At 36.8% G+C, this 17,327-nt stretch carries 17 protein-coding genes; 12 read left to right on the top strand and 5 right to left on the bottom strand.

Annotated features, from left to right (window positions below):
• Positions 1-121 precede the first annotated feature (121 nt).
• The 4 genes from EHQ16_RS09100 to EHQ16_RS09085 all read left to right on the top strand — a co-directional run bounded on the left by EHQ16_RS09100 (position 122) and on the right by EHQ16_RS09085 (position 6,129).
• Complete coding sequence (locus EHQ16_RS09100) at positions 122-925, top strand: SDR family NAD(P)-dependent oxidoreductase (RefSeq protein WP_135631679.1); 804 nt, start codon at positions 122-124, stop codon at positions 923-925.
• A 58-nt stretch (positions 926-983) separates the two neighbouring features.
• The gene (locus tag EHQ16_RS09095) at positions 984-1,358 is read left to right on the top strand and encodes a hypothetical protein (RefSeq protein ID WP_322113153.1); all 375 of its coding nucleotides are present in this window, start codon (positions 984-986) and stop codon (positions 1,356-1,358) included.
• 29 nt (positions 1,359-1,387) lie between these two features.
• Positions 1,388-4,516, top strand: coding sequence for an HAD-IC family P-type ATPase (locus tag EHQ16_RS09090; RefSeq protein ID WP_135631677.1), 3,129 nt, complete (start codon positions 1,388-1,390; stop codon positions 4,514-4,516).
• A gap of 155 nt (positions 4,517-4,671) precedes the next feature.
• Entirely contained in the window at positions 4,672-6,129 is a 1,458-nt protein-coding gene (locus EHQ16_RS09085; RefSeq protein ID WP_135631676.1) for a PAS domain S-box protein, read from the top strand.
• A gap of 57 nt (positions 6,130-6,186) precedes the next feature.
• On the opposite strand, the gene EHQ16_RS09080 is transcribed toward EHQ16_RS09085, so the two are convergent.
• Positions 6,187-6,399 carry an STAS domain-containing protein gene (locus tag EHQ16_RS09080; RefSeq protein ID WP_244242015.1) on the bottom strand — a complete coding sequence of 71 codons (213 nt, stop codon included), beginning with the start codon at positions 6,397-6,399 and terminating at the stop codon, positions 6,187-6,189.
• 184 nt (positions 6,400-6,583) lie between these two features.
• Between EHQ16_RS09080 and EHQ16_RS09075 the strand changes: the two genes are divergently transcribed.
• Positions 6,584-6,889: a hypothetical protein gene (locus tag EHQ16_RS09075; protein WP_135631674.1), complete on the top strand. Its 306-nt coding sequence runs from the start codon at positions 6,584-6,586 to the stop codon at positions 6,887-6,889.
• A gap of 12 nt (positions 6,890-6,901) precedes the next feature.
• On the opposite strand, the gene EHQ16_RS09070 is transcribed toward EHQ16_RS09075, so the two are convergent.
• Together EHQ16_RS09070 and EHQ16_RS09065 are read right to left on the bottom strand one after the other, a co-directional pair.
• Entirely contained in the window at positions 6,902-7,813 is a 912-nt protein-coding gene (locus tag EHQ16_RS09070) for a hypothetical protein (RefSeq protein WP_135631673.1), read from the bottom strand.
• A gap of 77 nt (positions 7,814-7,890) precedes the next feature.
• Positions 7,891-9,297, bottom strand: a complete 1,407-nt coding sequence (locus tag EHQ16_RS09065; RefSeq protein WP_135631672.1) for an LA_3751/LA_3752 family putative glycosyltransferase — start codon at positions 9,295-9,297, stop codon at positions 7,891-7,893.
• A gap of 47 nt (positions 9,298-9,344) precedes the next feature.
• Between EHQ16_RS09065 and EHQ16_RS09060 the strand changes: the two genes are divergently transcribed.
• A complete protein-coding gene (locus tag EHQ16_RS09060; RefSeq protein ID WP_135631671.1) occupies positions 9,345-10,451 on the top strand; it encodes an SGNH/GDSL hydrolase family protein in 1,107 nt (368 codons plus the stop codon).
• 9 nt (positions 10,452-10,460) lie between these two features.
• Here the strand turns inward: EHQ16_RS09060 and cueR are convergent, their stop codons facing one another.
• Positions 10,461-10,865 (bottom strand): Cu(I)-responsive transcriptional regulator, encoded by a 405-nt coding sequence (gene cueR / locus EHQ16_RS09055; RefSeq protein ID WP_135631670.1) that lies wholly within the window; start codon positions 10,863-10,865, stop codon positions 10,461-10,463.
• 108 nt (positions 10,866-10,973) lie between these two features.
• Here cueR and EHQ16_RS09050 point away from each other — a divergent pair, with 108 nt between their 5' ends.
• The 6 genes from EHQ16_RS09050 to purT all read left to right on the top strand — a co-directional run bounded on the left by EHQ16_RS09050 (position 10,974) and on the right by purT (position 16,364).
• Positions 10,974-11,408, top strand: coding sequence for a hypothetical protein (locus tag EHQ16_RS09050; protein WP_135631669.1), 435 nt, complete (start codon positions 10,974-10,976; stop codon positions 11,406-11,408).
• On the top strand, positions 11,401-11,604 hold the full coding sequence (locus EHQ16_RS09045; RefSeq protein ID WP_135631668.1) for a heavy-metal-associated domain-containing protein: 204 nt from the start codon (positions 11,401-11,403) through the stop codon (positions 11,602-11,604). Before EHQ16_RS09050 ends, EHQ16_RS09045 begins: the two co-directional genes overlap by 8 nt.
• Positions 11,576-13,792 (top strand): heavy metal translocating P-type ATPase, encoded by a 2,217-nt coding sequence (locus tag EHQ16_RS09040; RefSeq protein ID WP_208742269.1) that lies wholly within the window; start codon positions 11,576-11,578, stop codon positions 13,790-13,792. Before EHQ16_RS09045 ends, EHQ16_RS09040 begins: the two co-directional genes overlap by 29 nt.
• Positions 13,793-13,818: 26 nt before the next feature.
• Complete coding sequence (locus EHQ16_RS09035) at positions 13,819-14,646, top strand: AraC family transcriptional regulator (RefSeq protein ID WP_135631666.1); 828 nt, start codon at positions 13,819-13,821, stop codon at positions 14,644-14,646.
• Positions 14,643-15,113 (top strand): ankyrin repeat domain-containing protein, encoded by a 471-nt coding sequence (locus EHQ16_RS09030; protein ID WP_135631665.1) that lies wholly within the window; start codon positions 14,643-14,645, stop codon positions 15,111-15,113. The genes EHQ16_RS09035 and EHQ16_RS09030 overlap by 4 nt, the downstream gene beginning before the upstream one ends.
• Before the next feature lie 78 nt (positions 15,114-15,191).
• Positions 15,192-16,364 carry a formate-dependent phosphoribosylglycinamide formyltransferase gene (gene purT / locus EHQ16_RS09025; protein ID WP_135631664.1) on the top strand — a complete coding sequence of 391 codons (1,173 nt, stop codon included), beginning with the start codon at positions 15,192-15,194 and terminating at the stop codon, positions 16,362-16,364.
• Between the two features lie 68 nt (positions 16,365-16,432).
• Here the strand turns inward: purT and EHQ16_RS09020 are convergent, their stop codons facing one another.
• Complete coding sequence (locus EHQ16_RS09020; RefSeq protein WP_135631663.1) at positions 16,433-17,173, bottom strand: adhesin OmpL37 family surface protein; 741 nt, start codon at positions 17,171-17,173, stop codon at positions 16,433-16,435.
• Positions 17,174-17,327 lie beyond the last annotated feature (154 nt).

Below are 17,327 nucleotides of genomic sequence, written 5' to 3'. Positions count from 1 at the left end.
GGTCTTTTGGTATCGACCCCTCTCCTCCTTCTAAATCCAATCGGCCAATAAAAACAAGTTGTGGGAAATCCATATCTAGTAGAAATCTTAGGAAAAGAGAACTGAGACGAGGGAAAACCGTATGAGCGAATTTTATAAGGACGAATGGGTTTGGATTACGGGAGCCTCTTCTGGAATTGGAAAAGAACTTGTTAGCCAAGCATACAAACGAAAAGCAAAGGTATTACTTGCTTCCCGAAAAACAAAAACACTTGAGGCCCTTGCCAAAGAACTCCATTTAGAAAAAGGACGTTATGCGGTTGAAAAATTAGATCTAGAAGATTATAAATCTACAGCAGTTTTTGCGAAACGTTGTCTTCAGAAATATGGAATTCCAAAAGTAGTCATCCATAATGGTGGAATTAGCCAAAGATCTTTAACAAAAGAAACAAACTTAATCACTCTCGAAAAAATTATGAACACCAATTTTTATGGGGCCGCGGAAATGACTCGGGCAATGTTACCTCAAATTGTTGGAAAAAAAGAAGTTCATTTTGCAGTGGTTTCTAGTGTGGCGGGAAAATTAGGAAGTCCGCTTCGATCAGCGTATTCAGCCTCCAAATTCGCGTTAGTTGGATTTTTTCATTGTTTACGTTCCGAAGAGGAACGAAATGGAATCTACGTGACTATGGTCTATCCTGGTTTTATCCAAACAAATATTTCTAAAAATGCGTTAACAGGAGACGGATCAACTACTGGGACTATGGATTCAGTAATTGCTGCTGGTTTACCAGTTCAGTTATGTGCACATAGAATTTTACATGCAGTTGCCAACAAACAACGTGAAGTTGTGATCTCTGGAATTAAAGAAAAATTTGGATTGTTTTTGCAAACCATATACCCATCCTTATTTTTTAAAATGATTCAGAAAGCAAAGGTAAGATAAGAAGGAGATTCATTTGAAACGATTTATATATATCATTGGAATCATTTTATTGTTTGGTATGGGTGTTTTTGCAGAATCTTCTGTTTTAGATTACAAAACAAAAAATAAAACGAATGAAAAGGAAAGAACTTACCTTTTAGATCTATTACGTGCCAATCTTTCGAATGAATTCAAACAAGAGTTTGTCTTTGTGGTAGAACATTTTAAGGTTTCGGGAGATTACGCTTGGTTTCGAGGAACTGCCAAACGGAAAGATGGAAAAGAAATTTCTCTTTCAGAAGAAATTCCTTATGATTGTTGTCATGTGGAAGCTTTGTTCAAAAAAACAAATGGGAAGTGGCAAATTTCAGAGTCTGGTGCTTTTAGTTCCGATGTTTGGTGGGATGGAATTCAATCACGTTACCCAAAGGCGGCTAAAGAGATTTTTTTATAATTTAGATTTAAAATCCCTTTGATTCGACTATGCTTCTCGAATACTTAAATGTAAATTCGATTCAAATCCTGAATGAGGCCAAAACTTGGGAAGATGTCAGTCGCGAGTTAGCTCGTATTGATCTTGAAGATCCTGTCAAAGAAGAATTACAAAACAGAATTCAATCTTTTCCGGACAGTTTGTTCGGATATTTTGGCCCTCATATATTAATTCCACATTTTCGATCCAAATACATCAAAAATCCAGAGCTTTTTTTCTTTCTTCTTCCTAAGGGGGTAATTCTTGGTGATCGATTGATACATTTGATTTTGTTTCAAATTGTTCCTGAAACTCAGCCTTCTCTTAATTTGCGACTGTTACATGGCCTCTCTTCTCTTTTACCACAAATTTTAGACGAACTACTTGTTTGTAATACAAAATCTCAAGTGTTGTCTGTGCTGGAACGTGGCGAATCAGAGATGAAACCAAGTTATAAAAATTTAAATCAATCTCAGATTGCTTTTGAATTACAAACCAATTTATCAGATGGATTAAGCCAAATAGAAGCAAAAACGCGATTAAAAACTTTTGGTAAAAATTCCATTGAAAAGGAAAAATCCACACCTATCCTTTGGAAATTTTTTAAAAGTTTTTTTAGTTTATTCGCAATTCTATTATGGGTGGCAACATCTTTGTGTTTTGTGCCAGGTGTGGATATGCCAGAACTTGGGATCGCTATTTTTATTGTAGTGGTCATCAATGGAATTTTTTCTTTTTTTCAAGAATCTAAGTCGGATCATGCAGTCGAAGCCTTACGGAGGTTATTGGCTCAGGAATGTCCCGTCATTCGAGATGGAAATATAATCACTATTCCTGCAGATGAAATTGTTCCTGGTGATCTCATTGTGCTTGCTGAAGGTGACATTGTTCCCGCTGACTGTCGTATCATTGAATCAGAAGATGTTGAGGTTGATAATTCTTCTTTAACGGGTGAGTCCACATCAGCAAGACGTTATAAGTCAGATAATGAAATTGTTTTAGAAGGAAAATTTCTTTGGTTGGAAATGCCAAATATTCTTTTTGCGGGTAGTTCCTTAATCAAAGGTAAATCTAAAGCTGTTGTATTTGGAACAGGGCAATCAACTGAGATTGGTTTGATTGCAAAAATGACTTCCAAAATTAAAAGAGAAGAAAGTCCCTTACAAAAACAATTAAAACAGACGGTAATTTCTATTTCTTTATTTGCATTTGTGATTGGAGTTATCTTTCTTTTTTTGGGTTATTTGGTTGCCGGTCTTAGTTTTGTCCAAGCCTTCATATTTTTTATAGGAATTTTTGTTGCGAACGTTCCGGAAGGACTTTTGCCTACGGTTACTTTGTCTTTAGCACTTGGTGTGTCCAGGATGGCCAAAAGGAATGCAATCTTAAAAGATCTGTCCAGTGTAGAAACATTAGGATGTACAACTGTTATTTGTTCTGATAAAACAGGAACACTCACGCAGAACGAGATGAGAGTGGTTGAAGTTTATTTTGATTCAGAAAACTTAACACCTAAAGATTTAGAATCGAAACAGGGAAATCAAATTATATATAGTTGTGGATATTATTGTAATAACGCGAGTTTACAACCAAATCCATTGGGGGACCCAACAGAACTTGCTTTATTATATTTAGCTGAGAATCAAATCAAAGAAATCAGCGCAAAACGAATTCACACGAATGCTTTTGAATCGGTAAGAAAAAGAATGAGTGTAGTGGTACAAGGAAATAACTCTTCCTACACTGTTTATGCCAAAGGTGGCCCTTCTGAAATATTATCCATTTGTACACATGTGTATGAAAATGGTTCTGTCGTTTTGTTAGATGATACGAGAAAAAATAATTTAAAAAATGTTTCTGATCGTTCGGCAAGCCAAGGTTATCGAGTCCTTTCTTTTGCTTACAAGGGACTTGAGGATTTAAGTATTTTAAAAGATGAGCAAACAACAGTCCTACTTGAATCTGGAATGGTGTATTTAGGGCATTGTTGTTTGGCTGATCCCATTCGGCCCAAAGTTCCCGATGCCATTTCCAAGTGCCATACTGCAGGAATTCGTATTTTAATGATTACTGGAGATCATCCGTTAACTGCCGAGTCTGTTGCTCGTTCGATTGGTATTGGCGGAGAAACACCGGTTGTGATTACCGGAGTGACCATTGATAAAATGAGTGATTCTGCTCTTAAAGAATGGATTCGTAAAGGAGAACCTATTTTTGCAAGAGTTTCCCCTTCACAAAAATTGAGAATAGTTTCCATTTTGCAAGAGTTAGGTGAAATTGTGGCTGTTACAGGAGATGGAGTGAACGATGGACCAGCTTTAAAAAAAGCTGACATTGGAATCGCAATGGGAAAACGAGGGACAGAAGTTGCCAAAGAAGCTGCAAGAATGATTATTGTTGATGATGATTTTGCAACGATTGTGGACGCCATTGAAGAAGGACGGGGAGTTTTTGATAATATCCGTAAATTTTCTGCTTATGTTTTGAACTCAAATCCACAAGAGCTCATTCCTTTTTTACTTTGGGCATTGATTCCAGGATTCCCTCTACTAATGACTGTTATGGGTGTACTTGCGGTGGATGTGGGAACAGATTTGATTCCGGCCATGGGTCTAGGTGCCGAACCACCGGAAAAAGGAATTATGTTAAAGGCTCCTAGGCATCGTAATGAAAAATTAATCTCTATCGGCTTTATTTTGAGGTCTTATTTTGTGGAAGGGATGATCCTTTTCTTTTCTTGTTTAGCCACTTATTTCTATTTTGTATATACTGAGTGTCATGGGATTCTGCCATCTTCTCCGCCAGGTTTGAACATGGCAGAGGCAAACGTCAGTTATCTGCAATCTTTAACAGCTTTCTTTTTTCCGACAATTACGGTACAAATTGCCAATGTCCTTTCTAAGAGATCGAGGACGGAATCCATTTTTCAAATGAATCTTTTTACCAATAAGATCATTTGGCTGGGTATTGGATTTTCGTTTTTACTCTGTGGGATATTCTTTTATACAGATTTAAGTTCTGTTTATTATTTTGCTCCAGTTCCACCCCATGTTTACCTTTTCGCTTTTCATGGAACAGTTGTTATGATACTTTATTCCGAAGTAATCAAATATTTTAGAAGAAAAAAGATCTCTAAATAGTCTTAGAACCATTCCATAGTTTAAAAGCCTGGATTGGATCCAATTGATTCAAAAAGTTTGTTTATTTTAAATTTATAGACTATTTCGGATGGAATGATAATCCTGTACTAAAGTCCAGTTCTGGATCCAATTGCGGATTAGTTAGATTCAAATCTATGTTTCAAACCAATTACAACGATTTACTTTCAAACATTCCTGATTTAGTCTGTGAGTTGGATGCATTGGAAAAAATTAGTTACGCAAATTCTTTCCATAAACATAGATTAGGTTACGAGTGGCATGAAATTCTTGGTCGTTCGGTAGATGATTTTTTTCATCCGGAGGATCAAAAAGATGTTCGAGAAAAAATCTCACACTTACAGATGCCAGGTTCAGAAACCACGGGAATTTGGCGGATCGCTCATAAAAACGGACATTTTTTAACCTTTGAATGCAGAGGAAAATTTCAACCAGATTCCAATGGTAATAGAAGGATCATTGTCATTGCTCGTGACATTACTGAAGAACTTAGGAAAGACTTTAAACTTCATAGAAACTCCGTAGTTTCAAACTCTAGTTCAACCGATTTACAACCAAAACCTGTGGATCTTCATCAAAAGAATTTTTTTGAATTAAAAATGTCTCAGTTTGAATTTTCACAATTGAAACATGCTTTTGATGAACATGCAATCATTGCGATTACAGATAAAAGTGGACAGATTTCTTATGTGAATGGCAGGTTCTGTGAAATTTCTATGTATACAAGAGAAGAACTTGTAGGAAATAACCATCGTTTGTTGAACTCGGGATTCCATTCTCCTGAATTTTTTGATCGTATGTATCATATGATACAAAATGGTTATGTTTGGAAAGGTGAAATTAGAAACCGAACCAAATCTGGATCTATTTATTGGGTGAGCGCTACCATTGTTCCCTTACGTTCTATTGATGGTAGTATCAATCGGTTTTTTGCCTTACATACATTAATCACTCGTACCATTGAATCGGAAGAAAAAGTTTCTCAGTTGTTACAGGAAAAAGAACTACTTTTACAAGAAGTCCACCACCGAATCAAAAATAATTTATTCTCTGTTTATAGTCTTTTGAAAATGCAAGCAAACTTTTCCAATGATGATCATTTGAAAGAACAGTTTGATGAAGCCGCAGGTCGATTGAGAAGTATGATGGCTTTGTATGATCGTTTGTACAGGTCACAAAATCCAAATGCAATTGATCTCAAAGAATACATTCCTAATTTGGTTCGGGAAATTTTAACTACATATCCAAAAATCATTAATTTTGAATTTGTTTCTCCTCTGACGATTGTAGTGAAACCAGATATCGCTAACAATTTGGGAATTATTTTGAATGAACTCATTTGTAATTCAGTGAAACATTCTTTTCGTACGGTGGATTCAGGAAATATTGAAGTTCAGATTCAAAAACTAGAAGATCAAATTTTATTTATTTACACGGACAATGGAGAGCCCTTACCAGAAACGTTTTCTCTGGAAAATTCAGAGGCTGGGTTTGGAATCAAACTAATGAATTTACTAGTTTTGCAGATAAAAGGAAAAGTGAAGGTAACTCCTGGGCAAAAGATTCAGTTTGAGTTAGTTTTTCCCAACAGGTAAGTTTTTCCTGTAGACGGTTCCATCTTCAAATCAGGAACATTCGTACTCTTCCGTATGCTAATCAATGAGATGAAGGATTGTATCCAGTTTATTGAGGCGAAATACCGTGCGGATGAGTTTGTTGACACCGCGGATTTGTAATTGGAGATGCCTCGCTTCCAAAGCCGAATGAAACTTCATCAATTCGCCAATGGTAGCGCTGTCCAAGGACATACTGATCTCGGAAAGATCCAAAACCACATCTTCTTTTGCATTTTTGATGGTAGACATAATTCTTTCCCGGAATCCGCTGAGTCCGTCAAAAGAAAGATCATTGTTCTTGATTTCGATTACAATAGCCAAGGTTTAAAACTATTTTTATTTGATTGGAAATTTTGAAAGAATTTTTCCAAATGGATTTCTTGTTTCTGAATTGTTTTTCAATTCTCTTTGTGATGGAGTTGTGTGATTCCCTATGACAGTCAGCAATCGACAATTAATTTTAATCAAAGAAGCTGCAGAGTTACTCGTGATGGAACATCGACTAACAGCAGAAGATGCGGTAATTGTCATTTCATCAGCTATCAAAAAAGAACTTTCCATTAGGAATACAAATTTTGAGAAATTGGAAAAGGGATCAAAGATCGATCGGACGAGTTTTACAAGAGCAGTTGTCAAATCTGTCCAAGATGCTTTGGAAGCCAACCCATACTGGCGTTCTCACAACTTAGACAAATCCATTGATAATTTTTATAAAGTCCTACACAAACACTGGGACTAATCCCCATTCATCTCACTCATTATTTTTCATACTAGAGTTTGTTTCACAATAATAAGAGTTTGGAATTTGTTTCGTCCTAGAAAATATAATTTGAAAATTTTGTGATTCTTTAGGTAAAAAATCTTCTTTTTCTAAACTCACCGATTCATAATCAATGGATTGATCTTTTTTATCTAAAAGTAAACAGGTGATTCTTGTGGAATTGGCTATTGTATTACTTCGGTTTTGGATTTTCCCAAACATTACAATTTCTTTATACTGGTTTCGTTTGAAATCAATTTGTTTTAATGAAAGTTCTTGTATGGCCTTATGTTCGGGAATGGTTGTGGCCGTTACTGATATATCATAGTGGTCATAGTTAGGTGCCTTTTCGATTAATACTAAAAAACTAGCAGAATCTCCATTCGGAACAATACTTTTTTCTGAATATCCGAATCCAGATGTTAAACTGGTTCCTTCCGCATTTTGTAAATCTACAGTAAATTTTGGCATCAGTAAATTCTGTCCGCTTTTGTTGGTAAACTTTCCTACAACATAAACGTTACCAATAACGTCAGGGAGTGCAGATGTAAATTGGAACTCTCCTTCCGGATTGATTTCGATCGATTCCAAATTGGGATCAATTTGAATCGTAACATTTTTGTCTTGGGACGAGCCAGATCCCGACGTCATATTCTGAAAATATGTGAATACAGAAGAACCTAACACGAGCCAAGCGACAACAATTCCTGTCATTAGATTTTTCCAGTTACCCAAAGATCCTGTCTGTGAATTTTGTTTGGAGGTTCCGTAAACCTTTGGTGGAGGAAGTTCCACTGTACTTCCTGTTGGCAACTTATCAAAACAATCACCACATCGGTAGGTGGTTGCAGACTCTTGGTAAATATTTGTGCTACCGCAGCTTGGACATTGTTTTGAGCTCATATGTCGAATTCAAACAAATAGCAAAAGAAATCCAAGGAGAAAATCATTTTAGAAATATCTTTCTTGTAAGTTTAAATTTACATTCGTTTGTATCTGGTTGCTTTAATGGGGAGTAGGGCATTGGGTAAGGTCTTTGTTTCAATGGTTCGAAATTCACAATTTATGTTACAGCCAGGTAACTTCAAGGTTTCACCTATGGGGATGGGTGAAGGTGGGAGTTCCAAAAAAGTAAAGGAACTGGCATTTTTTGCATTTAGAATTGTGATGAGGTTTTCTCTATGATTTTGATTTTGTAATAACAAAAGATTTTTTTTTCTATCCAGGAGGGGTAAAGCTACAAAAGCAAAGTCGGAGTTATTAAAAACAAGAATTTGATCTTCGATTTTCGTTAATTCTTCTAAGGTATTGGTTTGAAATTTTGAAATTTTTTTCAATTCTTTGGTTTGGTTCCAAAGAGTTACTAAACTATAAATAGAAAGCGCCAAACAGAGTAGGATCCATCGTTTAGAAATTTTGTTTTCTATGTTTGTATTTGTTCGGAGTAACAAAATATATAGAGGGATGAGTCCGAATAAATATCGAGGAGTGTTATGTCCTCCCGTGTTTGGTGAAATGAGTATAATGATAGTCGTGATTGTTAGTAACGATATGTTTCGATAGAACCATTCCTTTCTTTTGAAAGACTTTACTAAGTATATGATAAAGAGAAAGATAATAGGAATTTGCTCTAAAGTAATTTTGAACAAATAGAAAGCGATTTCAGGACGGAATTGGTATTCGGGTTTTTTAAAAAAACGGATTGGAACGAAAGTCCCAAAGGTAAATTGATTTACTATAGAGAAAACAATTCCTGTAATCAAAAAAACGAACCAATATCTTTTCCAGTTATGTTTTTCTGAAAAACAAAATGGAAGAAAGGCTACAGCAAAAATCATTTCTGGTCGCATCCAAACCAAACATAGAGCCAAAAATCCAGATAAGCCAGTACGCCGATTGTGATAGAGATACAAAATCAAAATTTCTAGAAAGAAAAATAAAATGGTTTCATGGATTAGAAAAATATAGATGAATATTGTTGAACCAGATAACAGAAGTATTGCGGAAATTGCATTTTTATTGATTTGATAAAAAAGATAGATGGAAAAGAAAAATAGAACAAATTGTGCGACTTTGATTCCAATAAGACCAAAACTTGCGTACAACGGAGAAAATAAAATTGGATAGAGGTTTGGAAATGTGGAATAAGCAGATCCATTTTGTATGTGAAAAAATAGAGAGGGGAAGGGGAAAAAATGAAAGTTAGGATCTTCTAAATGATTTTGGTAAGGAAGGTGGAAGATTCCCTGATTTGCGAGTTTTATCTGCCACTCTATTAACGCAAAATCAGAGAAAGGTTCTATTTGTTTTGTATAAAATAACAAAAAACCAAAAGCCAAAATTGCCAAACCAAAGAAGAAACCTATTGCTTTTTTTGATTGTTCCATAAGAAATCGAAAACAGGTATATTCTTTCTGAATTCCTAAGATCTGCAATGAAAAAAGATAAAGAACAAACCACAAACTTATCCAAACCTATCAAATTTGGTTTGTACACCTTACTTTTCTTTTCTGTTTTACTTTCCTTTTGCAGAATCATAGATTCTTTTGGGTGGTTTCATTTTTCTTATGGCCATTACCATTTTCCGGTAAACCAAAAGATTCCTTTTTTCCGGCAAGGAGAAAGAGAGTTTTCCGAAATCAATGAATTCGGTTTTCGCATTGGTACTTTAAAAACAGATGTTACATGTTCCTATTTGTTATTAGGTGATTCTCAAACCTTTGGTTCTGGGATATTTAAAAAGGATACTTTCCCCGAAATTTTAAATCGAGAAACGAACTGCCATTGGATAAACGTAAGTATCCCGGGATTCACTTTGGAAAATGAATTTTCTATGTACGAAAAAGTTAGTCCTTCATTCCCATTAAAAGATGTATATTTGTTTGTTTATGGAAATGATATTTATGAAACAGGGGATACACCTGATTATTTACATTTTGTAAACCATCAAAAATGGTATTTCCATGTATTTGCATTTTTTTTCCCTGAATCAAGTAGGTTGTATTTAAAAGGAACTTATTTTGAATCGATACAAAAACGAATGGAAGAAGAACTGAAAAGGGTTTCGCAACTTCCTTATCTTGCTCCGGATACAAAAACAAAACAAGAGGAAGAAATAGATTTCCTTCCACTAAAAACCTTGTTTCAAATTAGTCCTACTTATCTTTCTAATTCCCTTGATACAAAGACGTTTGCGAAAAAAGATTTTGAAAGGTGGAAACGAGTTTTCCTCCGATTAAAACATAAAATTGAAAAGGATGACAAACGTCTAAGAGTTGTTTATATCCCTTTAGAAGTTGAATTTGATAAAACTCGTTACGAGGTTTACCAAAACATTGGATTTAAAATGAATCCTAAATGGTTGGAATTTGATTCGGAATTGGTTCTCGATTTAATCCAACTAACAAAAGAAAATGAAATTCCGTTAATCGACTTGAGAAAATGGATGAGGTATCGAACGGACTTGTTACAAAAAGGTGATATCCATTTGAATGAAGTGGCCACTCGGCTTATCGCTGACATTTTAAAAAAAGAACGTTAACATGTCTCATTATGAGTTGGTGAACTCACTTTGTTCTAGATTTTTGAGAATAGGGCAATCCGGTCTATGGTCACCATGACAATGTTTCACAAGATTTTTAAGAGTGTCTGACATATCTTTTAATTGTTTTAGTTTTAAATCTAATTCGTTTAAGTGTTTTTCAGCAAGTGATTTCACTTGTTTGCTACTTCGTGATTTGTTTTTCCATAACCCGAGTAAACTTTTTATATCATCCAATGGAAAACCAAGTTCTCTGGATCTTTTGATAAAACGTAGGTAGTGGATATCATCCGAACTATAAACCCGGTATCCATTTTCTGTTCTTCCAGCTTCTGCGATGAGACCAATCCCTTCATAATGACGGATGAGTTTGGTGCTGACGCCTGTTTCCTTTGAAAGTTCTCCAATATTCATTTTTTCTCCAAAAAAAAATAGAAAAATAGTAAAAAAATTTGGAATCGACTATTGACCTTCCAATAGTTGGAAGGTATAGACTGGTTTTATGTTAACAAAGGAGTTACCATGAAACTAGCAAAAAATTTAATAAAACTAACAATTTTTCTAACATTACTCAGTTCACAGCAAATGGCTGCACATGGAGAACATAAACCAGGCCCTCATGGTGGTTTGATTTCTATGCCAGGAGCATTTCACACAGAAGTACTTCCTTACCAAAATTTGGGATTTAAAGTGTATCTACTTGATATAAATTTTGAAAATCCTACTTCCAAAAATTCGAAGTTACGAGGTAAGGTTGTATCGAAAGGTAAGGAATTCCCTTTAAAATGTACAAATCACCCGGATCATTTTTATTGTGAAATTCCTAAGGGAAGTTCTGTGAACGAAGGAGAATTGATACTTTCTCCCGAATGGAATTTTCAAAAAGGCGCGGATGTAAAACACAAACTTCCGTTATCTGTTGTGATAGAGGAAAAAAAGGAGCATCATCATGGTTAATTATAAAATTGAAGGAATGACTTGTGGGCATTGTAAAAAAACTGTAGAAAGAGTTTTTGCTGAAAATGGTAAAGAAGCCACAGCCAATGTTGAAGAACAAATTGTATCAGTAAAAGAAACTTTAACCGATTCTGAGTTGAATACACTAAGAGAGCGGTTAGGTGAGGATGGATATTCCCTTGGAAATCTCAAATAATGCCACGGAACGAACATTAGATCTTTTTGGTATGACCTGTGCCAATTGTGCCCTTCGCATCGAGAAGGGCCTTTCCAAAATGGAAGGTGTAACGGATGTTCGGGTGAATTTTGCTCGGGAATCTGTTTTTTTACGAACTGATGATTCGGTCAGCGTAAATTCGCTTTTAGAAAAAGTAGAGTCTCTAGGATATTCTGCACTGGTTCATGATGCAGGCAAACAATCAGAAACAGAAAAAAAACAAAAAGACCAAATTCGGAATTTAAAAATTCGGTTCCTGCTTTCTGCATTTTTTTCCTTACCATTGTTCTACGGGATGGTCACTCATTTTAGTTTTTTAAGTTTTATGCCTATGCCTCATTTTTTGATGGATCGGTATGTTCAAATGTTAATTGCTTTTCCTGTTCAATTTTTAATCGGATTTCCGTTTTATAAGTCTGCTTATCGTGCCTTAAGGAATGGATCGGCAAATATGGATGTCCTTGTTGTGATAGGAACAAGTGCTGCTTACGGATACAGTGTGTTCGGAAAGGAACTGTATTTTGAAACTTCTGCGGTTCTAATCACCTTCATTTTGGGTGGTAAGTGGATTGAACATTTTGCTAAAGGAAAAAGTAGTGATGGAATCAATGCTCTACTCAAACTTCGTCCCGAAAAAGCATCTGTCTTATCCAATGGAATTTGGACAGAGGTACCGAATGAATATTTAAAACAGGGTGACCTTGTGTTAGTAAAAGCTGGGGAAAGGTTCCCGATGGATGGGATCATTTCGGAAGGGAGTAGTTTTGCCGATGAATCGATGTTAACTGGTGAAAGTATGCCGGTGGAAAAAACATTAGGTGATCCAATTTTAGGTGGGACTGTGAATGGGAGTGGTTCTCTGGTTGTGAAAGCAACAAAAGTTGGTAATGATACCACACTTTCACATATCATTCGTTCTGTGGAAGAATCACTCGGTACCAAAGCACCCATCCAAAGGATTGCTGATAGGATTTCAGCATATTTTGTTCCGGTTGTGGTCACTATCAGTTTGATCGATTTTATGGTTTGGTACTTTGTCATTAGTCCAGGAGTCATCACTTCTGCTATTGAAACTAGTATTGCGATCTTAGTGATTGCTTGTCCCTGTGCCTTGGGACTCGCCACACCCATCTCCTTGCTCGTTGGGACAGGACGGGCCGCAAAACGTGGTGTTCTCTTTCGGAGTGCAGAAGCATTGGAATCCGTTGCAAAAATCAATTGGATTGCCTTTGATAAAACAGGAACCCTCACCGAAGGAAAACCTAAGGTAACTGGTGTGACTCAGTTTGGTCTTAATGAATCGGAATTTGATTCCGCATTTCGTAACATTGTAGAAATGGAAAAAACTTCTGACCATCCCTTAGCAAAAGCCATTGTTGCTTATGGAAAAGAAAAAAAATCGTTGAGTGAAACGTCAGAAATGGTTTCTACAAAAACCTATCCTGGGGGTGGGATCCATTCTGAACAAAATGGGAACCAATATGTTGCCGGTAAACAGGAGTTTGTTGAAGAAAATGGTTTTGTCATCCATTCGGAAATCACAAATACCATAAAACCTTGGACTGAAGATGGATCCAGTTTGGTTTTTGTGGGAATTCAGGGAAAGATGGAGGGGATGGTAACCTTTCGAATTGAAGATGGGTTAAGACCTGAAGCAAAAGAAGCCATTTCGGAATTAAAGTCCATTGGTGTAGAACCAATCCTACTTACAGGAGACAATGAGTCTTCTGCCAGAAAAGTTGCTAAGTTAGTGGGAATCAATTCTGTACATTCCGGCCTTCGTCCCGATGATAAAGCAAAAATCATCAGAACCTTGAAAACAAATCAAATCCATTCTGCAATGGTCGGCGATGGAATCAATGATGCACCGGCACTTGCAGCTTCTGATGTCGGTATTGCAATGGGAACGGGATCCGATGTTGCGATTAACACAGCCGATGTTGTGCTTGTGAATGGAGACATCCAAAGGATCGTGGATCTCATCCGGATCGGTAAGGATACTGTGATCAACATCAGACAAAACTTTGGATGGGCACTTGGTTACAACTTACTTGGGATTCCGATTGCTGCATCGGGTTTACTTCTACCTTGGGTGAGTGGGCTTGCGATGGCACTCAGTTCAATATCCGTAGTTTTTAATGCACTTCGGATGAGTCGTTGGAAATAAAATGAAACTGAATCGTTGGTAAAACTTTGGACATTCGATTTATAGATCCACCTTCCAATCTAAAATCTGCTGTGAAAGAATTTTGGATTTGGAAGGGTGTAAATGCGAGAGAACTTCCTTGGATATTGCCATCTTACGAGTGTGAGATGGTATTCCATTTAGGAGCCCCTCCACTTGTGGAAACAGAAAACAAAGAAATTTTTCCGTTACCAAAAATACATATTGTGGGGCCTCAGACTAGAAGGTGGAGGATTCTATCAGAATCAGATTTATCTTTATTTGCTGTGAGATTTTTTGTGGGTGGAATGTATTCGCTTTTTTCCAAACGAGGGGATGAATTACAAAACCAGTTTACAGAAACTGAAAACAAACTAGTATTAGGTGAATATTCGGATTCGAATTTCCCATCCGATGGTCTAATTTCCGATTTCCTCACTACCTTTCTGAAAGACCATCCGGGACAACCTTCAGAAATACCGACATATGTTCGGTTTGCACTTTTGGAACTTACACGTCCTGCGGCTCCCATAAATCATTTATGCAAAAGGATCGGAATTTCTAGAAAACAATTGGATCGTAAATTCAAAGAAATTGTAGGTATGAACCCTTCTGAATACAGAACAGTGCACAGGTTGCTGGATATGGTGAGAAATCCGGAACACTACCGAAAAAACAATCCAGATTTACGTTTTACTGATTTGGCTCAGGAGTTTGAATATTCTGACCAATCTCACTTCAATCGCGATTTCAAACGAATTTCCGGAAGTATTCCCAACGAATGGTTCGCGGAATATAAAAAAATGTCCCATTTTTACAATCATGATTCGTCCTATACTGATAGGATGGGGACATGATTCAGAACATAATTGATTTCGTAGGAAAAACCAAGTCCAACTTAAGGTTACGTACCTTGTGTTCTTCCATTAGCAGAGAAGATAAAGAAACTTTTGATTTGTTATTATCGGATAAAGACTTAAAAGAAGTTTTAGTATCTGAATCACCATTACTTCTAGGCATTGCTGTTGCAGAAGTTTCCGATATTTATTATTTAAAAAAATTACTAGCTCTTGGGCTTGATCCGAATAGATCAGATAACATGGGTTTGTATCCAATTCACAAAGCTACAGAAACCGGAAATGTGGAAGCAGTGGAAGTATTACTTAATTCGGCAGCTGATCCCAATGCAGCTGACCCCAGCGGGGTAACGGCACTTCATATTGCCAATAGTTTTGATGGACTCAGCGAAATTTCAGATCTCCTCATTCGGATGGGGGCAAATATTTACCAAAGAGACAAACTCGGTAAACGTTACTTAATGTAACTTAAAAATTAAATACCAATCGCTTCAGTGGTCATAATCTTCCTTGTCTGAATGGACCACTTCCCGATCTTTGTGAATATGATCGGAACACCTTTTACACCCAACGCAACAAAACTTTTACTCCTTGGATCGGGAGAACTTGGCAAAGAAGTCGCAATCGAGGCAAACCGCCTAGGTGTTCATGTCATTGCAGTCGATCGTTATCCAAACGCACCGGCCATGCTTGTGGCTCAGGAATCTCGTGTCATCAATATGTTAAATCCAAAAGAATTGGAGGCCACCATACGAGAGTTAAAACCTGATTTTGTTGTTCCTGAAATTGAAGCCATTCATACTGAAACATTAGTTCGATTGGAAGCCGAAGGTTTTTGTATCATCCCTAGTGCCAAAGCAGTGAACCTTACCATGAACCGGGAGGGGATTCGTAATTTTGTTTCTAAAGAACTGGGAATCAAAACTTCCCATTTTCTTTTTGCTGATACAGAAGTAGATTTTACCAAAGCGGTAAAAGAGATTGGGTTTCCCTGTGTGGTCAAACCCATTATGAGTTCTTCTGGAAAAGGGCAAAGTTTGGTTCGAAACGAATCCGAAATCCTAAAGGCTTGGGAGTATGGACAAACCGGAGGGAGGACAGGAAAAGGTAAAATGATCATTGAAGAATTTATACCTTTTGATTTTGAAATCACTCTTCTCACCATACGCCATATAGGTGGGACTAAGTTTTTACCACCCATTGGACATAGACAAGTAAACGGAGATTATGTGGAATCGTGGATGCCACAACCCATGACTGAACTTGCATTACGTGCAGCAGAAAAAATTGCAGAAGCAGTCACCACAGGCCTTGGAGGAATGGGAATATTTGGAGTCGAACTTTTTGTCAAAGGTGATGAAGTTTACTTTAGCGAAGTATCTCCGAGACCACATGACACAGGGCTTGTCACTCTTATCTCTCAAAACTATTCTGAATTTTCTCTCCATGCGAGAGCATTACTTGGACTTCCTATCCCTGAACTTATTTTTCAAACACCTGCTGCCAGTTCCGCCATCCTATTGGAAGGAAAAACAACTTCTCCGGTTTATATTGGTTTAGAGGATGCTTTAAAACAAAAAGGAGTGGACATCCGAATTTTTGGGAAACCGGAAATTGACGGAAAACGCCGAATGGGTGTTAGTTTAGCAATTGGAAACACTATCGAAGAAGCTAAAGAAAAAGCAAATCGTGCCCGGGACTACATCCAATTAAAATAATTGATGATATGAAAATAAAAAATCAGTCAGAATCACATTCGATAACGAAGGATATTTGATCCTTTGGATTAATCTTTTTTGATTTCAGGAGCTTTGTAGTTTGTCATCATACTATCGTAGATACTTTCTTCACCAAAAGGTAAAAAGGAATTATCATAATGGAGTGCGAGGAGTGGGTTGTTTCCTTTCCCAAATCCTCTGATGAGTTCCGATTCGATGGAATCAAAATCAGAAAACTCAATGGAATCCATATACTTACCATCATGTAGTAAGTTGAGAAATACCACAAACTTCCCTGCATGTTTTAAAATTTTAAGAGAAAATAACATTTCTCGAAGTTTTAATAGATAAAGTAGGGGGCGTGTGTTCCTTGCCATCACTAACTTCTGTTCGGCTTCACTCACATCACGAAGGGCCAGGCGTAAAAAAGCGCGAGTTTGCGTTTTTTCTTTGTCACGTGATTTCCTTCCCAGTGATTCCAGTTCAGAACGAACGAGCGTTATATTTTTGGTAAGAATTTTATCATAAAGTATGATGAGTTTCGATTGTGTGGAACGAACTGCTAAATAGGCATCTCCATACCGACCTTGGATATGGAGGCTTTTGAATCGCAAATACTCATCGATGATTTCTTTGTATTCTTGTTTTTCTTCCGGACTTCCTAAATGGATGATGCTGGAATCAAGGGAACGTACCAAAAGATAATTTTCTTCAGCTCCAAAGGCTACCTGTAAGTTGCCGTTGGCATAGTTTCCCCCCGCTGTACAGAGACAGAGGCAAGTTAGGAAACAAAAAAGAAAAGTTCGCACAGTACAGTTTCGGAATCTGAAAGCTCCAAAAAAAGTCCATAATTTGACACGTGGTTTTTCCTTGTGATTATGTCTTTGGAATCTTGATTTCTCTGCCGAATCCGGCTCTATTTCTTTTCGATTCTACTCGTCGTTTCCGGTTCTTTTTCGATCC

This window comes from Leptospira kanakyensis (genome assembly GCF_004769235.1).
Classification (GTDB): domain Bacteria; phylum Spirochaetota; class Leptospiria; order Leptospirales; family Leptospiraceae; genus Leptospira_A; species Leptospira_A kanakyensis.
The sequence above is the reverse complement of the archived record's forward strand: the minus strand, read 5'-3'. Positions and strand labels throughout refer to the sequence as shown.